This is a genomic window from Pseudomonas sp. NPDC090233 (assembly GCF_044772285.1).
In the GTDB taxonomy this organism is placed as follows: Bacteria; Pseudomonadota; Gammaproteobacteria; order Pseudomonadales; family Pseudomonadaceae; genus Aquipseudomonas.
The window spans coordinates 142,619-155,858 of the sequence record NZ_JBIVYQ010000001.1 but is presented as its reverse complement, the minus strand read 5'-3'; the positions used below and the strand labels follow the sequence as shown (position 1 = coordinate 155,858).

Genomic DNA, 13,240 nt, shown 5'->3' with positions numbered 1-13,240 from the left:
TGGTGCGCATTCTACGCATTCCAAAATCAGTGTCAACACTTTTTTTTGAGCTAACTCACTGAATCTTAAACCCTTTATAGAGAAGGGGTGCCCAGCGGGCAGTAAAGGATTTTCAACGGACGACTAGCGGGTGTTTATTATTATTGATAGCATCAGTACATTCGTTAAAAATATAAAACACGAGGTTCCTGCAACATGGCTAACACCCCCTACCCCCAGTCCTACTACGCCGCCTCGGCCAACCCGGTGCCGCCACGTCCGGCGCTGCAGGGTGAGGTGGAAACCGATGTGTGCATCATTGGCGCCGGCTACACCGGCCTGTCCAGCGCATTGTTCCTGCTGGAAAACGGCTTCAAGGTGAGCATCGTCGAAGCGGCCAAGGTCGGTTTCGGCGCATCGGGCCGCAACGGCGGCCAGATCGTCAACAGCTACAGCCGCGACATCGATGTAATTGAACGCACCGTTGGCCCCAAGCAGGCACAACTGCTCGGCCATATGGCTTTCGAAGGCGGCCGCATCATCCGTGAGCGCGTGGCCAAGTACAACATCCAGTGCGACCTGAAAGACGGTGGCGTGTTTGCCGCGCTGACGTCCAAGCAAATGGGTCACCTGGAATCGCAAAAGCGCTTGTGGGAGCGTTTCGGCCACACCCAACTGGAACTGATGGACCAGAAGCGCATCCGTGAAGTCGTGGCCTGCGACAGCTACATCGGCGGCATGCTGGACATGAGCGGCGGCCACATCCACCCGCTGAACCTGGCCCTGGGTGAAGCGGCCGCGGTCGAGTCGCTGGGCGGCATCATCTACGAACAGACCCCGGCCATCCGCATCGAGCGTGGCGCCAACCCGGTCGTGCACACCCCACAGGGTAAGATCCGCGCCAAGTTCATCATCGTCGCCGGCAACGCCTACCTGGGCAACCTGGTGCCTGAACTGGCTGCCAAATCGATGCCATGCGGCACCCAGGTGATCACCACCGAGCCGCTGGGTGAGGAACTGGCCCGCACCCTGCTGCCACAGGACTACTGCGTCGAAGACTGCAACTACCTGCTCGACTACTACCGCCTGACCAGCGACAAGCGCCTGATCTTCGGCGGCGGTGTTGTCTACGGTGCGCGCGACCCGGCCAACATCGAAGCGATCATCCGCCCGAAAATGCTCAAGGCCTTCCCGCAGTTGAAAGACGTCAAGATCGACTACGCCTGGACCGGCAACTTCCTGCTGACCCTGTCGCGCCTGCCGCAAGTCGGCCGTATCGGCGACAACATCTATTACTCGCAGGGTTGCTCGGGCCACGGCGTGACCTACACGCACCTGGCAGGCAAAGTGCTGGCCGAAGCGTTGCGTGGCCAGGCGGAACGTTTCGACGCGTTCGCCGGCCTGCCGCACTACCCGTTCCCAGGTGGCCAGATGCTGCGTGTACCGTTCAGCGCCATTGGTGCCTGGTACTACAGCCTGCGCGACCGTCTGGGCTTCTGATGCAATCGGTGCCGGGTTCTTGGCAAAGAGCCCGGCACTGGCAGGTTACCGCCCCAGGCTATTCACCGCCTGTTTAGCCGCCACCTCCTGGCCCGCCCGGGCCAGTTCGTCGGCAGCCTGCAGCCAGCGCTGCCGGTCCACCTGGGCCGGTAGTTGTCGTGGCGGCTGTATCAACACTGCCCAACTCCCCTCCTTCACCCATGCTGATTCGAAATCATCAAAGGCCATCAACTGGCGCCGGTGCATGCCTGAACGCAACAGCACCCGCTGCTTGTAACGGTCATAGCCGATTAGCAGCGCATAACGCGGCTCGCTCCACCATGCCGAACCTTCCTCATAGCGCAACAGCACCGGGTTGCCGCCGGCTACCTGGGCCAGCAAGGCATCGAGCTGTTTGTCCAGCGGGTATACAACCATGCCGTAATCGCGTGCCACGCGAGGAATGCTGGTGGCCAGCGACTCGGCGCCCTGCGGCAGGTTCAAGGGTTTGTCCAGCAGCCCCGGGGTAATCGGTGCGCCCTGTTGCGAAAGCAGCGCCGCCAGAGCCATGGCCCCGCTGTGATTGGCATTACCGCGATAGAACGGCACGCTGCTGATCTCGACCCGCTGTGGCAGCCCCTTGAGCGTCGCCGGTGGCGCGCTTGCACACCCGCTCACACTTGCCGCGATCAGGCACGCCAGCAACAGGCGGCGTGGGCCGAGGCCCCACGATTTGAAAGTAGGAAGTTGCATGGACACTCGCTTGTTCTGACTCTAGGCCACCGATCATAGGGCCCAGCGCCGCGCCGGTATAGCCCGGTGCAGGCTTGGAACCAAACGAACCAAGCAATAGACCTTCGATCAATGGAACGTCACAAACGCGGAGCTAGACTAAAGCAGTGTCTGGAGGGTGAGCCGTGGGCTGGCCCGAGAGAAGGAGGCACACATGAGTATGACTGTGGCAATTCTCATGCTGGTGGGTATGTGGCTTAGTGTCGCTGCCGCCATGTTATGGGGCGTTTTGCGTATCGTGCGGCGTCATTCACACCATCACCACCTGCCACCGCAGGCCGCGGTCAAACCGCAGCCCGCGAAAGGGGCGCAACACGCCCCTCGGCATCGTCTTACCCCTCAGCCGCCTCACGCTTGAGGCGTGCACGGCGAGCGAAGATGTTAAGCATCTCGATCACTGTCGAGAAGGCCATCGCCGCGTACACATAACCCTTCGGCACGTGGGCACCGAAACCTTCGGCGATCAGGGTCATGCCGATCATGATCAGGAAGCCCAGGGCCAGCATCACCACGGTCGGGTTGTCATTGATGAAGTTCGCCAGCGGGTCGGCGGCCACCATCATGACGATCACGGCACTGATCACGGCAATGATCATGATCGGCAGGTGCTCGGTCATGCCCACGGCGGTGATGATGCTGTCGACCGAGAAGACGATGTCCAGCAGCAGGATCTGGAAGATCGCGGCTGCGAAGCCCAGGGTGACCGTGGAGGAAACCTTGGCTTCTTCCTTGGCGCCATGCGGGTCGACGCTCTCGTGGATTTCCTTGGTCGCCTTCCACAGCAGGAACAGGCCACCGGCGATCAGGATCACGTCCTTCCAGGAGAAGGCATTGCCGAACACCTCGAATACGGGGTCGGTCAACTGCACGATCCAGGCCACGGTGCTGAGCAGCGCCAGGCGCATGACCAGGGCCATGCTGATCCCGATACGGCGCGCCTTGGAGCGGTACTCGACCGGCAGCTTGTTGGTCAGGATCGAGATGAAGATCAGGTTATCGATACCCAGTACGACTTCCATGGCCACCAAGGTGGCAAGGGCTACCCAGGCGGTGGGGCTTGCGGCGAGTTCCAGCAAATATTCCATTTTTCAGTCCTGCAACGGTTCTGGGTCAGATGTCCTGGGTCTTGTCTTGCGGCTCGGCGTCCTTGGGCTTCTCGCCCTCGGTGCCGATGGCGTCGCTCAAGGCGTCCTGCGCCGCCTTGTTGGTGTCATCGATGGCTTGCTTGGCCGACTTGGCGGCCTGGTCGAGCATCTGCTGGGCAGATTTCTCGGCCTGGTCGCAGCCAGCAAGGCTGAACAGGGCCAAGGCTAGCACCAACGGTGTGCCGATGGATTTGAATTGCAGCATGGGGTCCTCGCTTGTCGATATCCGCGCGGCGCGCAATGCGCCTGATGGAGGCGGATTTTAAACATCCAGATACATCAGGAAAATTCGTATTTTCAGCGGTTATACTTCGGTTTTCACGAATCGAGAACAGCGATGCTCAATTATCGCCAGCTGCATTACTTCTGGGCCGTGGCCAAAACCGGCAGCATCGCCCGCGCCAGTGAGCAGTTGAACCTGACCCCGCAAACCATCAGCGGGCAGATCAGCCTGTTCGAGCAGACCTACGGCCTGGAACTGTTCCAGCGGGTCGGCCGGCAGCTTGAGCTGACCGAAACCGGTCGCCAGACCCTGGTGTATGCCGAACAGATGTTTCAGCTTGGTGGCGAACTGGAGGCCATGCTGCGCGCCGGCCCGCAGGAGCAGATCCTGTTCCGCGTGGGGGTGGCCGACGTGGTGCCCAAGTCGATCGTCTACCGCCTGCTCGCCCCCACCATGGAGCTGGATGACGTACTGCGTATCAACTGCCGTGAAGACAAGCTGGAACGCCTGCTGGCCGACCTGGCGATCCAGCGCCTGGACCTGGTGATTTCCGACAGCCCGATGCCCAATCACCTGGACATCAAGGGTTACAGCCAGAAGCTCGGCGAATGCGGCCTGAGCTTTTTCGCCACCAAGGCCCTGGCGCAGCGCCATGCCGGGGGCTTTCCCGCCTGCCTGCACGATGCACCCTTGCTGATCCCTGGCCAGGAGACCGTGGTGCGCAGCCGCCTGTTGCGCTGGCTCGAAGAGCAGCAGGTTCAACCAAGGATCGTGGGCGAGTTCGATGACAGTGCGTTGATGCAGGCGTTCGGCCAGTCCGGCAGCGGCATTTTCGTTGCCCCGAGCGTGATCGCCGAGGAAGTGTGCCGCCAGTACGGCGTCGAGCTGATCGGCCAGACGGACGCGGTGCAGGAGTCGTTCTACGCCATTTCAGTGGAGCGCAAAGTCAAACATCCAGGGATCGTGGCGATCACCGAGGGCGCGAGAAAGGAGTTGTTTCATTGGTGACGTGTTAAAGTCGCGGCCTTTGACGTTACCGAGATTTTGCTGCACATGTCCCCCATCCTTCGCCTTCTCAACCGCACCAGCCTGGTGACCCAGATCGTCATCGGCCTGCTCGCCGGCATCGCCCTGGCCCTCATCGCGCCAGCCATCGCCCGCGACCTGGGCTTCCTCGGCAAGGTGTTCGTCAGTGCCCTCAAGGCCGTGGCGCCGGTGCTGGTGTTCATCCTGGTCATGGCTTCGATCGCCAACCATCGCCATGGCCAGGAAACCCATATCCGGCCCATCCTCTGGCTGTACCTGCTGGGCACCTTCGCTGCCGCGGTGGTGGCCGTGGTCGCCAGCATGTTGTTCCCTTCGCACCTGGCCCTGAGCACCGGCGAGGCCACGTTGAGCGCCCCCGGCGGCATCGGCGAAGTGATGCAGAACCTGCTGCTGAGCGCAGTCGACAACCCGATCAACGCCCTGCTCAACGCCAACTTCATTGGCGTGCTGACCTGGGCCATCGGCCTGGGTGTCGCCTTGCGCCATGCCGGAGAGACCACCCGCACCGTGGTCGAGGACCTCTCGAATGGCGTGACCCTGATCGTGCGCGTGGTGATCCGCTTCGCCCCGCTGGGGATCTTCGGCCTGGTCAGTTCCACCCTCGCCCAGTCCGGCCTGGATGCCCTGCTGGGCTATCTGCACCTGCTGGCGGTGCTGATCGGCTGCATGCTGTTCGTGGCGCTGGTGATGAACCCGTTGATCGTGTTCTGGAAGATCCGCCGCAACCCTTATCCGCTGACCTTGCTGTGCCTGCGCGAGAGCGGCATCACGGCATTCTTCACGCGCAGTTCGGCTGCCAATATTCCGGTCAACCTGGCACTGTCGGAGCGTCTGGGCCTGCATGAGGACACCTACTCGGTGTCGATCCCGCTGGGTGCGACCATCAACATGGCCGGCGCAGCCATCACCATCACCGTGCTGACCCTGGCTGCCGTGCACACGCTAGGCATCCCGGTCGACCTGCCGACTGCCGTGCTGCTGAGCGTGGTCGCAGCTGTATGCGCCTGCGGTGCCTCGGGCGTGGCCGGCGGCTCGCTGCTGCTGATTCCGCTGGCCTGCAGCCTGTTCGGCATTCCCAGCGAAATCGCCATGCAGGTGGTGGCGGTGGGCTTCATCATCGGCGTGCTGCAGGATTCGGCGGAGACTGCACTGAACTCGTCGACCGACGTGCTGTTCACTGCGGCGGCCTGCCAGGCTGAAGAGCGTCGCAGCTGAAATGGCAGGGGCCGCGATGCGGCCCCGATTGCCTTGAGCGATGGCTTTACCTACGCTAGTGGCCTTTTCCTCGCAATGAGACAGGGCCATGTCAGAACACCAAACCGCAGACGAAGGCCGCTTCACCGGTACCGAGATCCGCATTCTCGGCGCACTGATCGAAAAACAGGCCACCAGCCCCGAAAGCTACCCCCTGACCCTCAACGCCCTGCTCTTGGCGTGCAATCAGAAGACCAGCCGCGAACCGGTCATGAACCTGACTCAAGGCCAGGTCGGCCAGGCACTGCGTGCCCTCGAAGGCAAGGACATGACCCGGCTGCAGATGGGCAGCCGCGCCGACCGCTGGGAACAGCGCGTGGACAAAGCGCTGGAGCTGGTACCGGCGCAGTTGATCCTGATGGGACTGATGTTCCTGCGCGGGCCGCAGACACTCAACGAGTTGCTGACTCGCAGCAACCGCCTGCACGACTTCGACGACACTGAACAGATCCAGCACCAGCTCGAACGCCTGATTTCGCGCGACCTTGCCCTGCACCTGCCTCGCCAGGCCGGCCAGCGCGAAGACCGCTATACCCATGCGCTCGGCGATCCAGCGGAAATCGAGGCGATTCTCGCCGCGCGCCAGCAGGAAGGGGGCAGCCGTAGCAGTGGTGGGAATGTTTCGGAAGAACGGATCGAAGCCCTCGAAGCTCGGATTGCAGCCCTGGAGGCGCGCTTGGCCGAACTCGAAGGCTAAGCCCACTCAGTGTTCCGGTTCAGGGAAGTTGCGGCAGCTTTTGCGTTCTGCCAGCTCCCGGTCACTGGGGCGCTGGTCGACGAACACGGTGCGGCCGTCGGCGTAGATTTCCAGGTAGCCCCAGTGCAGGTCCTGCTCTTTCTGCCCGGGCTGTGGTGGCACTAGCCACCAGGGTTCGCGGCTGATCAGGGTCATGGGTGAGATTCCTGAGAGTGTCTGGGGTAATGATAGACACCCTCAGGTTTATGCCAGATTTACGCCGGTGCCGTGGTGCGAATCAGGTGGTCGAAGGCTGACAGCGAGGCCTTGGCGCCCTCTCCCACAGCGATGACGATCTGCTTGTACGGCACGGTGGTCACATCACCCGCCGCGAACACGCCAGGGATATTGGTCGCGCCCTTGGCGTCGACGATGATCTCGCCGCGCGGCGACAGCTCGACCGTGCCCTTGAGCCAGTCAGTATTCGGCAGCAGGCCGATCTGCACGAAGATGCCCTCCAGCGCCAGATCATGCGATTGGTCGGTGGTGCGGTCCTTGTAGCGCAGGCCAGTCACTTTCTCACCGTTGCCGAGCACTTCAGTGGTCAGCGCGCTGGTGATCACCTTGACGTTCGCCAGGCTGTGCAACTTGCGCTGCAGCACGGCATCGGCACGCAGCTGGCTGTCGAACTCGATCAGCGTTACGTGGGCGACGACACCGGCCAGGTCGATGGCCGCTTCAACACCAGAGTTGCCACCGCCGATCACCGCCACACGCTTGCCCTTGAACAGCGGGCCGTCACAATGCGGGCAGTAGGCCACGCCACGGGCACGGTATTGCTGCTCACCCGGCACGTTCATTTCACGCCAGCGGGCGCCGGTGGCGAGGATCACGGTCTTGGCCTTGAGCGAGGCGCCGCCGGCCAGGCGTACTTCATGCAGGCCGCCGTCGGTGGCCGGGATCAGCGCTTCGCCGCGCTGCAGGTTCATGATGTCAACGTCGTATTGCTTGACGTGTTCTTCCAACGCCGTGGCCAGTTTCGGCCCTTCGGTTTCCTGCACCGAGATGAAGTTTTCGATAGCCAGGGTGTCGAGTACCTGGCCGCCGAAACGCTCGGCGGCGACACCGGTGCGAATACCTTTACGCGCAGCGTAGATGGCTGCCGAGGCACCGGCGGGGCCGCCGCCGACCACCAGCACGTCGAACGCTTGCTTGGCGTTGATCTTCTCGGCCTGGCGGCTGCCGGCGTTGGTGTCGAGCTTGCCGAGAATCTCTTCAAGGCCCATGCGGCCCTGGCCGAACACTTCGCCGTTAAGGTAAATGCTAGGTACCGCCATCACCTTGCGCGACTCGACTTCTGCCTGGAACAGCGCACCGTCGATGGCCACGTGGCGCACGTTCGGGTTGAGCACCGCCATCAAGTTCAGCGCCTGAACTACGTCTGGGCAGTTCTGGCAAGAAAGCGAGAAATAGGTTTCGAAGGTAAATTCGCCTTCCAGCGCCTGGATCTGCTCGATCACGTCGCTACTGGCCTTGGACGGGTGGCCACCGACTTGCAGCAGCGCCAGTACCAGGGAGGTGAATTCGTGGCCCATGGGGATGCCGGCAAAACGCAGGCTAATGTCTGCACCCGGGCGATTAAGCGAGAACGAAGGACGACGAGCGTCGCTACCGTCCGCGCTAAAGGTAATCAGGTTCGACAGGCCGGCAATTTCCACCAGCAGGTCGTGCAGTTCGCGGGACTTCGCGCCGTCGTCGAGGGAGGCAACGATCTCGATCGGCTGGGTGACCCGCTCCAGGTAGGTTTTCAGTTGCGATTTAAGCGTGGCGTCCAACATACGGGCGATTCCTTTTTCGAATTTCGGATACAAAAACGCCCAGGCACTAGCGCCCGGGCGTTTGGCGGGGCAATGAGACGTTCAGCTTTGGCGGCTGCTCACCGCCCACGGTTGACGCATGACCTTAGATCTTGCCGACCAGGTCCAGCGACGGGGCCAGGGTGGCTTCGCCTTCTTTCCACTTGGCCGGGCAGACTTCGCCTGGGTGAGCGGCAACGTACTGGGCAGCCTTCACTTTGCGCAGCAGTTCGGCTGCGTCACGGCCAACACCACCGTCGTTGAGTTCGACGATCTTGATCTGGCCTTCCGGGTTGATCACGAAGGTACCGCGATCGGCCAAGCCGGCTTCTTCGATCAGCACGTCGAAGTTGCGCGAGATGATGTGGGTCGGGTCACCGATCAGTGGGTACTGGATCTTGCCGATGGTGTCCGAGGTGTCGTGCCAGGCTTTGTGGGTGAAGTGGGTGTCGGTGGACACGCCGTAGATTTCCACACCCAGCTTCTGGAACTCGGCGTAGTTGTCGGCGAGGTCACCCAGTTCGGTCGGGCAGACGAAGGTGAAGTCGGCCGGGTAGAAGAACACGACAGACCATTTGCCTTTCAGGTCGGCTTCGCTGACCTGGACGAACTCGCCCTTGTGGTAAGCAGTGGCGTTGAACGGTTTGACCTGGCTGTTGATGATTGGCATGAGAGACACTCCTTCATGGGGTTGGAATCAGTTGATGGAGTGAATCCTAACCGCTGGTCGCCGATAAGGCTCATTGGCAAAGCTCATGCTGGTGATTGGTTTTGGCTATAAAGAATTCATTTCGATAGATTGTTTGATTCCAACGACCCTTCACTGCCGGCACAGGTAGGCCGGCGGGCTTTGATCCGCATGCAGCTGGTAGTGGATCGAGCAATGCTCATCGCCCCACTTGACCTTGAGCGTGCCCTCCTCTGCATCAGAGCGCACATGCAGGCGCCCGCCCTGCCCGACCATACCCAGTTCATTATCTTGCGCATCAAAGACCTGCGCGCCAAACGGCAAGGCACTGCCATCATCGAACTTTCCCTGCAGCGTGAACTCACGACCAGTACGCGTCGGATAATGCAACAGCGATGCAGCGCCAGCCCGTGGCACCACCGATTGCGCGGCCAGCAGCAATTCGGTATCACGCGACATGCCTTTGGGGTCTAGCTCGATCGTATTGATGCTATAAGGCAACAATGAAGGGACTACTGCGTAGCCACGTCGATCAAGTTTCACCTCTGGCTGCTGCCGTATGCGGGCTGCGGCGGCACCCGGCGCATGGACGATGGCAAAACTTTCGCCCAGCGGCGGTGCTGTGATAGCTCCGCCCGCATGGGCAACCACAGCCCCTTGCGCCCCGAACGTTGCCTGGCGATAACCACGACGGCTCGACAAAGAACCACTGATCACGCCGCTCGAACCGCGGTGCAGCAAGTTGGCGTCAAAGCCACCGTCTGCTCGATCCCCGCCTTGATGCAGCACCGCCAAGCCATGCCCCCACTGCCCTCGCTCCCCCGACACTCCACTCCAACGCACGTTGGATCTGACCTGCCCTCGTGAATCCCTGTCGAGCGTTGCGCTGAGCGAAGAACGGCGCCGCTCGCCTAGTGGCATGCTGGCACTGAACATGAGGGTGTTGATGGGCTCGCGTGTCCCACGCAGCTCGCGGCTCAGGTTGATGCTGTAACCGATCCTGCCCAGGTGATGGTTGTAACCAAGCGAGTAGCTCTTCTGGCTTTGGCCAGACCAGCTTTGCCGAAGGCTGGCGCTGAAGGCCAGGCGCCCGCCCCGCTCCCCCAACGGCTGGCCAACGGTCAGGCCCGCCTGCCAGCGAAGCGCGTCGGTACGCACGCCACTAATTGAACGGGCATAGTCGTTGAAGCTGTAGTAGTCAGGCCCTTCGCTACGGGTCAAGGTCGCGCCCAGGTCGGTTCCCGTCTCGCTCAAACGCTGTCGCCAGCTCAGCCGCCAGGCCTGGCCTTGCACATGCCGATTTCGTGGAAGGGTAGCAGTCGCGTGATAGCCAGTCAGGCCCACCGCACCAAACGCAGTATTCATTGCCACGCCCATGGCACTTGCCAGGTAATCCTCAGCTAACCATGAGCCGCCGTGTACGCTGAAGCGGTTATCCAACCCTTGTTGCCAACTGCCCTGCACGAAACCTGGTCCCGATTGACCTTCTGCCTCCCGAAACACCCCGCTGGCCAACTCGAAACGCCACGCCCCTGGACGTAGTGCAAGCGGTGCCGCCTGATACGGCAGGAAGAACGTTCGCACGCTGCCATCGGCTTCCCGCAGGCTGACCTCCAGGTCATCGTTCAGGCCGCTGGCGTACAGGCTATCGATTTCAAACGGGCCAGGCGTTACGGTCGACTCATGCAGCAGCACACCACGCTGGCGAATGCTCAACAGTGCAACGCTGTTTGCAACCCCTCTCACCACCGGAGCGTACCCGCGCTGTTCCTCCGGCAGCATGCGCGGGTCACTGCCCAGCCGCACGCCACGCATGGCGATACCTTCAAATATGTCAGAGCCACTGTAGCTGTCACCCAGCGTCAACTGCGCTGACCAGGCAGGGATATCTCGGCGTACCGAGGTCGATATCGGCTGATAACGCGCAGGCATGCCCGTAGAAGCTTGCCAGCTACCCTCATGACGCCAGTACCACTGGCCGGTATTGAATCCACTGCGCAGCCCGAGGTAGGCCTGGCGTGTGGAGTCGCCTTGTTCAAGGTTTTGCTGTTCGTAGAGATTCAGTCGATAGTCGAAAAAACCTGCGGTGATACCGCTGTCCCAATTTTCCGGCGGGAGATAGCCACTGGGTAGGCGCAACAAGGCGTACTGCGGCATTTGCAGATGCAGCTGCAGGTTGCCGAAGTCCAGTGTTTCACTTGCAGCCGCAACACTTTCAGCCAGCCGGACGCAGGCTCCGTCTTGCGCCAGTTGGTCGCGGGTTTGACCGTCCAGCCGCTGCAGATCAACCCCGAGCTTCTGTAACAAAGTCTCGCTGTAACAGGGCGCTGCCTGACCACTTAACCCCTGTACACGCAAAGACACCTTCTGGCGCCCCACCCATTGTTGATTCACTGAGACATCGAGGGTGTAGACCCCTTCGGGCACTGTCGTCTCCTGCTCGAAACGGCGAAGGTCGACCGAAGTCCCCTCTCGCAGAAGCCCGGCATCGAACTCAACGGCGGCGGCATGGCCTGCAAAGTATGCGAAGAAAACGCCAGCAAGCGCATGACAATGAAGGTAGCGCCTACTCATCGTACAGCCCTTGTGCCACCGCGCCTCATTCTGCCACCCGCACCTTCGTCAACGCTGGCGCTTCGCGCACTGCGCCATGGTCATCAATGAAGGCATACTGCAATTGAGCCTTGGCCGGGTTGGCCATGTCCTCGACTCTGAAGCGGGTGCTGGCAAATGGCAGCATGTGGCTTGGCTCCAAGGCCATCGCAGCCCGCCCTTCCTGCAGCACGGTCAAGCTGGCCAGGTTGACCACATAGGGGCTCGCATTATCAGCCACCAATACCCATTGCCTGCCTTCGCGAAGCCATTGCCAGGAGATTGCCTGGTGAGCATCCCTGGCCTTGCCTTGCAAACCCGCTGGCCGATACATCAACTTGATCCGCGAGCGCAACGAAACCTGAAGGGCATTGCCCGAACCTTTTGGCGGCACTTCAAGCACGTTGAGCCAATAAAGGCTTTCGCGATCAGTGGGCATGGCTTCGCCAGCCTGGAACAGCCTCAGGCTCTGGCCCTTACCCGCATCCAGGCGAAACATTGCCGGCATTACATTGAAGGGGATGTGCAGGTCCTGCGGCTGGCTCTGCGGGTGACCATCGTCGACCCAGGCCTGAACCAGCGATGGCGTGCCGCCAACGTTGCTCAGTTTGACGGTCACTTCGGGCTGCTCGGCAGGAAAGACCACCCGAGTGTTGGCGATAACCACATTGGCAGCGAGGTGCGGGGATGCCAGGCAGACAGCCAGCAGCACCCCGCGCCGCAAGGCGTTGGATAAAAGGCGCATGGTAATTGTGCTCAGGAACAGAAGAAAAGGCAGCCCAGATGGGCTGCCTTCTTTCAAGGGTTACGGATAGTCCAGCGCGTACTGCACACGGGAGGCTACCGTTCCAGGCGTGGTCCCACCTGTGGAGTAGTACCGTACGGCGTAACGCAATGTTGCGTTGCCATTGACGATCTGAACCACTTGCGAGTTCTGCTGGCCTTTTGCACCCGCTAGGTTCATCGGCCTTTGCTGATCGTTGAGCAACTCCAGCTGGACATTCTCGCTCCCGCCAGCATCCACAATCAGGCGGCCCTCCGGGCTGATCGTCGCACCGGGAGAGAAATGGGTCGATACTCGGGTGATGCCGGGCGAGCAGTTGGAAAGATTTAACTGGAAAGGCGTCTGGCCGGCGGTTTGACCGGCCCTGCTCAGCAGAGAGGCGTTCACGTTCGGCAGCGTCACCGGTAAGGTACCGTTGCCTCCATTAATGACACAGGTTGGCGCATCTACGTGGCCATCGAACGAAATATCACCGTAGTCAGCCTGGGCTGCCTGAGCCCAGAAAAGCAGGGTGCAACTGCTTGCAAGCAAGTATTTCGAGAAAGTGTTCATAGTCACCTTTTCATTCTGATAGACATTACCAGGCAATGACTGCCAGGCTGCAACCGCCTTGGCGGCACGAGTAGTATCAGTAAGGTGATGAGGTAAATATGTAGGGTGACTCATCAGTCAGCCCGACGAATCGCGGGCCGCACAAGTAGGAAAACGACCTCACTTTGAAGAGG

At 61.1% G+C, this 13,240-nt stretch carries 14 protein-coding genes; 5 read left to right on the top strand and 9 right to left on the bottom strand.

Going from position 1 to position 13,240, the window contains the following annotated elements:
* The first annotated feature begins 195 nt into the window (after window positions 1-195).
* Window positions 196-1,479 carry an NAD(P)/FAD-dependent oxidoreductase gene (locus ACIQUF_RS00915; RefSeq protein WP_403126998.1) on the top strand — a complete coding sequence of 428 codons (1,284 nt, stop codon included), beginning with the start codon at window positions 196-198 and terminating at the stop codon, window positions 1,477-1,479.
* Between the two features lie 45 nt (window positions 1,480-1,524).
* Here ACIQUF_RS00915 and ACIQUF_RS00910 read toward each other — a convergent pair whose 3' ends face one another.
* The gene (locus ACIQUF_RS00910) at window positions 1,525-2,211 is read right to left on the bottom strand and encodes a peptidase C39 family protein (protein WP_403126995.1); all 687 of its coding nucleotides are present in this window, start codon (window positions 2,209-2,211) and stop codon (window positions 1,525-1,527) included.
* 193 nt (window positions 2,212-2,404) lie between these two features.
* Between ACIQUF_RS00910 and ACIQUF_RS00905 the strand changes: the two genes are divergently transcribed.
* Complete coding sequence (locus ACIQUF_RS00905; RefSeq protein WP_403126993.1) at window positions 2,405-2,608, top strand: hypothetical protein; 204 nt, start codon at window positions 2,405-2,407, stop codon at window positions 2,606-2,608.
* Here ACIQUF_RS00905 and ACIQUF_RS00900 read toward each other — a convergent pair.
* Both ACIQUF_RS00900 and ACIQUF_RS00895 read right to left on the bottom strand, forming a co-directional pair.
* Window positions 2,583-3,335, bottom strand: coding sequence for a TerC family protein (locus ACIQUF_RS00900; protein ID WP_403126990.1), 753 nt, complete (start codon window positions 3,333-3,335; stop codon window positions 2,583-2,585). The two genes, ACIQUF_RS00905 and ACIQUF_RS00900, sit on opposite strands and share 26 nt — an antisense overlap.
* 25 nt (window positions 3,336-3,360) lie before the next feature.
* On the bottom strand, window positions 3,361-3,600 hold the full coding sequence (locus ACIQUF_RS00895; protein WP_403126987.1) for a hypothetical protein: 240 nt from the start codon (window positions 3,598-3,600) through the stop codon (window positions 3,361-3,363).
* Window positions 3,601-3,732: 132 nt separating this feature from the next.
* Here ACIQUF_RS00895 and nhaR point away from each other — a divergent pair, with 132 nt between their 5' ends.
* From nhaR to ACIQUF_RS00880, 3 genes are all read left to right on the top strand, one after another.
* Entirely contained in the window at window positions 3,733-4,626 is an 894-nt protein-coding gene (gene nhaR, locus ACIQUF_RS00890; RefSeq protein ID WP_403126982.1) for a transcriptional activator NhaR, read from the top strand.
* A gap of 45 nt (window positions 4,627-4,671) precedes the next feature.
* Window positions 4,672-5,880 (top strand): serine/threonine transporter SstT, encoded by a 1,209-nt coding sequence (gene sstT, locus ACIQUF_RS00885; RefSeq protein ID WP_403126977.1) that lies wholly within the window; start codon window positions 4,672-4,674, stop codon window positions 5,878-5,880.
* Between the two features lie 88 nt (window positions 5,881-5,968).
* A complete protein-coding gene (locus tag ACIQUF_RS00880) occupies window positions 5,969-6,616 on the top strand; it encodes a YceH family protein (protein ID WP_403126974.1) in 648 nt (215 codons plus the stop codon).
* A gap of 6 nt (window positions 6,617-6,622) precedes the next feature.
* Here the strand turns inward: ACIQUF_RS00880 and ACIQUF_RS00875 are convergent, their stop codons facing one another.
* The 6 genes from ACIQUF_RS00875 to ACIQUF_RS00850 all read right to left on the bottom strand — a co-directional run bounded on the left by ACIQUF_RS00875 (window position 6,623) and on the right by ACIQUF_RS00850 (window position 13,067).
* Complete coding sequence (locus tag ACIQUF_RS00875; RefSeq protein WP_403126971.1) at window positions 6,623-6,811, bottom strand: hypothetical protein; 189 nt, start codon at window positions 6,809-6,811, stop codon at window positions 6,623-6,625.
* Window positions 6,812-6,870: 59 nt separating this feature from the next.
* On the bottom strand, window positions 6,871-8,433 hold the full coding sequence (gene ahpF / locus ACIQUF_RS00870; RefSeq protein WP_403126968.1) for an alkyl hydroperoxide reductase subunit F: 1,563 nt from the start codon (window positions 8,431-8,433) through the stop codon (window positions 6,871-6,873).
* Between the two features lie 124 nt (window positions 8,434-8,557).
* Window positions 8,558-9,121: an alkyl hydroperoxide reductase subunit C gene (ahpC, locus tag ACIQUF_RS00865; protein ID WP_274909605.1), complete on the bottom strand. Its 564-nt coding sequence runs from the start codon at window positions 9,119-9,121 to the stop codon at window positions 8,558-8,560.
* A 150-nt stretch (window positions 9,122-9,271) separates the two neighbouring features.
* Window positions 9,272-11,713, bottom strand: a complete 2,442-nt coding sequence (locus ACIQUF_RS00860) for a fimbria/pilus outer membrane usher protein (RefSeq protein WP_403126964.1) — start codon at window positions 11,711-11,713, stop codon at window positions 9,272-9,274.
* Between the two features lie 25 nt (window positions 11,714-11,738).
* Window positions 11,739-12,476 carry a molecular chaperone gene (locus tag ACIQUF_RS00855; RefSeq protein WP_403126961.1) on the bottom strand — a complete coding sequence of 246 codons (738 nt, stop codon included), beginning with the start codon at window positions 12,474-12,476 and terminating at the stop codon, window positions 11,739-11,741.
* Between the two features lie 60 nt (window positions 12,477-12,536).
* Entirely contained in the window at window positions 12,537-13,067 is a 531-nt protein-coding gene (locus ACIQUF_RS00850; protein ID WP_403126958.1) for a fimbrial protein, read from the bottom strand.
* Window positions 13,068-13,240: the final 173 nt, after the last annotated feature.

Coding starts and splice junctions, on each gene's coding strand:
- ahpC (WP_274909605.1), bottom strand. CDS start 9,121: ATGCCAATCATCAACAGCCAGGTCAAACCGTTCAACGCCACTGCTTAC.
- ACIQUF_RS00875 (WP_403126971.1), bottom strand. CDS start 6,811: ATGACCCTGATCAGCCGCGAACCCTGGTGGCTAGTGCCACCACAGCCC.
- ahpF (WP_403126968.1), bottom strand. CDS start 8,433: ATGTTGGACGCCACGCTTAAATCGCAACTGAAAACCTACCTGGAGCGG.
- ACIQUF_RS00880 (WP_403126974.1), top strand. CDS start 5,969: ATGTCAGAACACCAAACCGCAGACGAAGGCCGCTTCACCGGTACCGAG.
- ACIQUF_RS00850 (WP_403126958.1), bottom strand. CDS start 13,067: ATGAACACTTTCTCGAAATACTTGCTTGCAAGCAGTTGCACCCTGCTT.
- ACIQUF_RS00915 (WP_403126998.1), top strand. CDS start 196: ATGGCTAACACCCCCTACCCCCAGTCCTACTACGCCGCCTCGGCCAAC.
- ACIQUF_RS00910 (WP_403126995.1), bottom strand. CDS start 2,211: ATGCAACTTCCTACTTTCAAATCGTGGGGCCTCGGCCCACGCCGCCTG.
- ACIQUF_RS00905 (WP_403126993.1), top strand. CDS start 2,405: ATGAGTATGACTGTGGCAATTCTCATGCTGGTGGGTATGTGGCTTAGT.
- ACIQUF_RS00860 (WP_403126964.1), bottom strand. CDS start 11,713: ATGAGTAGGCGCTACCTTCATTGTCATGCGCTTGCTGGCGTTTTCTTC.
- nhaR (WP_403126982.1), top strand. CDS start 3,733: ATGCTCAATTATCGCCAGCTGCATTACTTCTGGGCCGTGGCCAAAACC.
- sstT (WP_403126977.1), top strand. CDS start 4,672: ATGTCCCCCATCCTTCGCCTTCTCAACCGCACCAGCCTGGTGACCCAG.
- ACIQUF_RS00900 (WP_403126990.1), bottom strand. CDS start 3,335: ATGGAATATTTGCTGGAACTCGCCGCAAGCCCCACCGCCTGGGTAGCC.
- ACIQUF_RS00895 (WP_403126987.1), bottom strand. CDS start 3,600: ATGCTGCAATTCAAATCCATCGGCACACCGTTGGTGCTAGCCTTGGCC.
- ACIQUF_RS00855 (WP_403126961.1), bottom strand. CDS start 12,476: ATGCGCCTTTTATCCAACGCCTTGCGGCGCGGGGTGCTGCTGGCTGTC.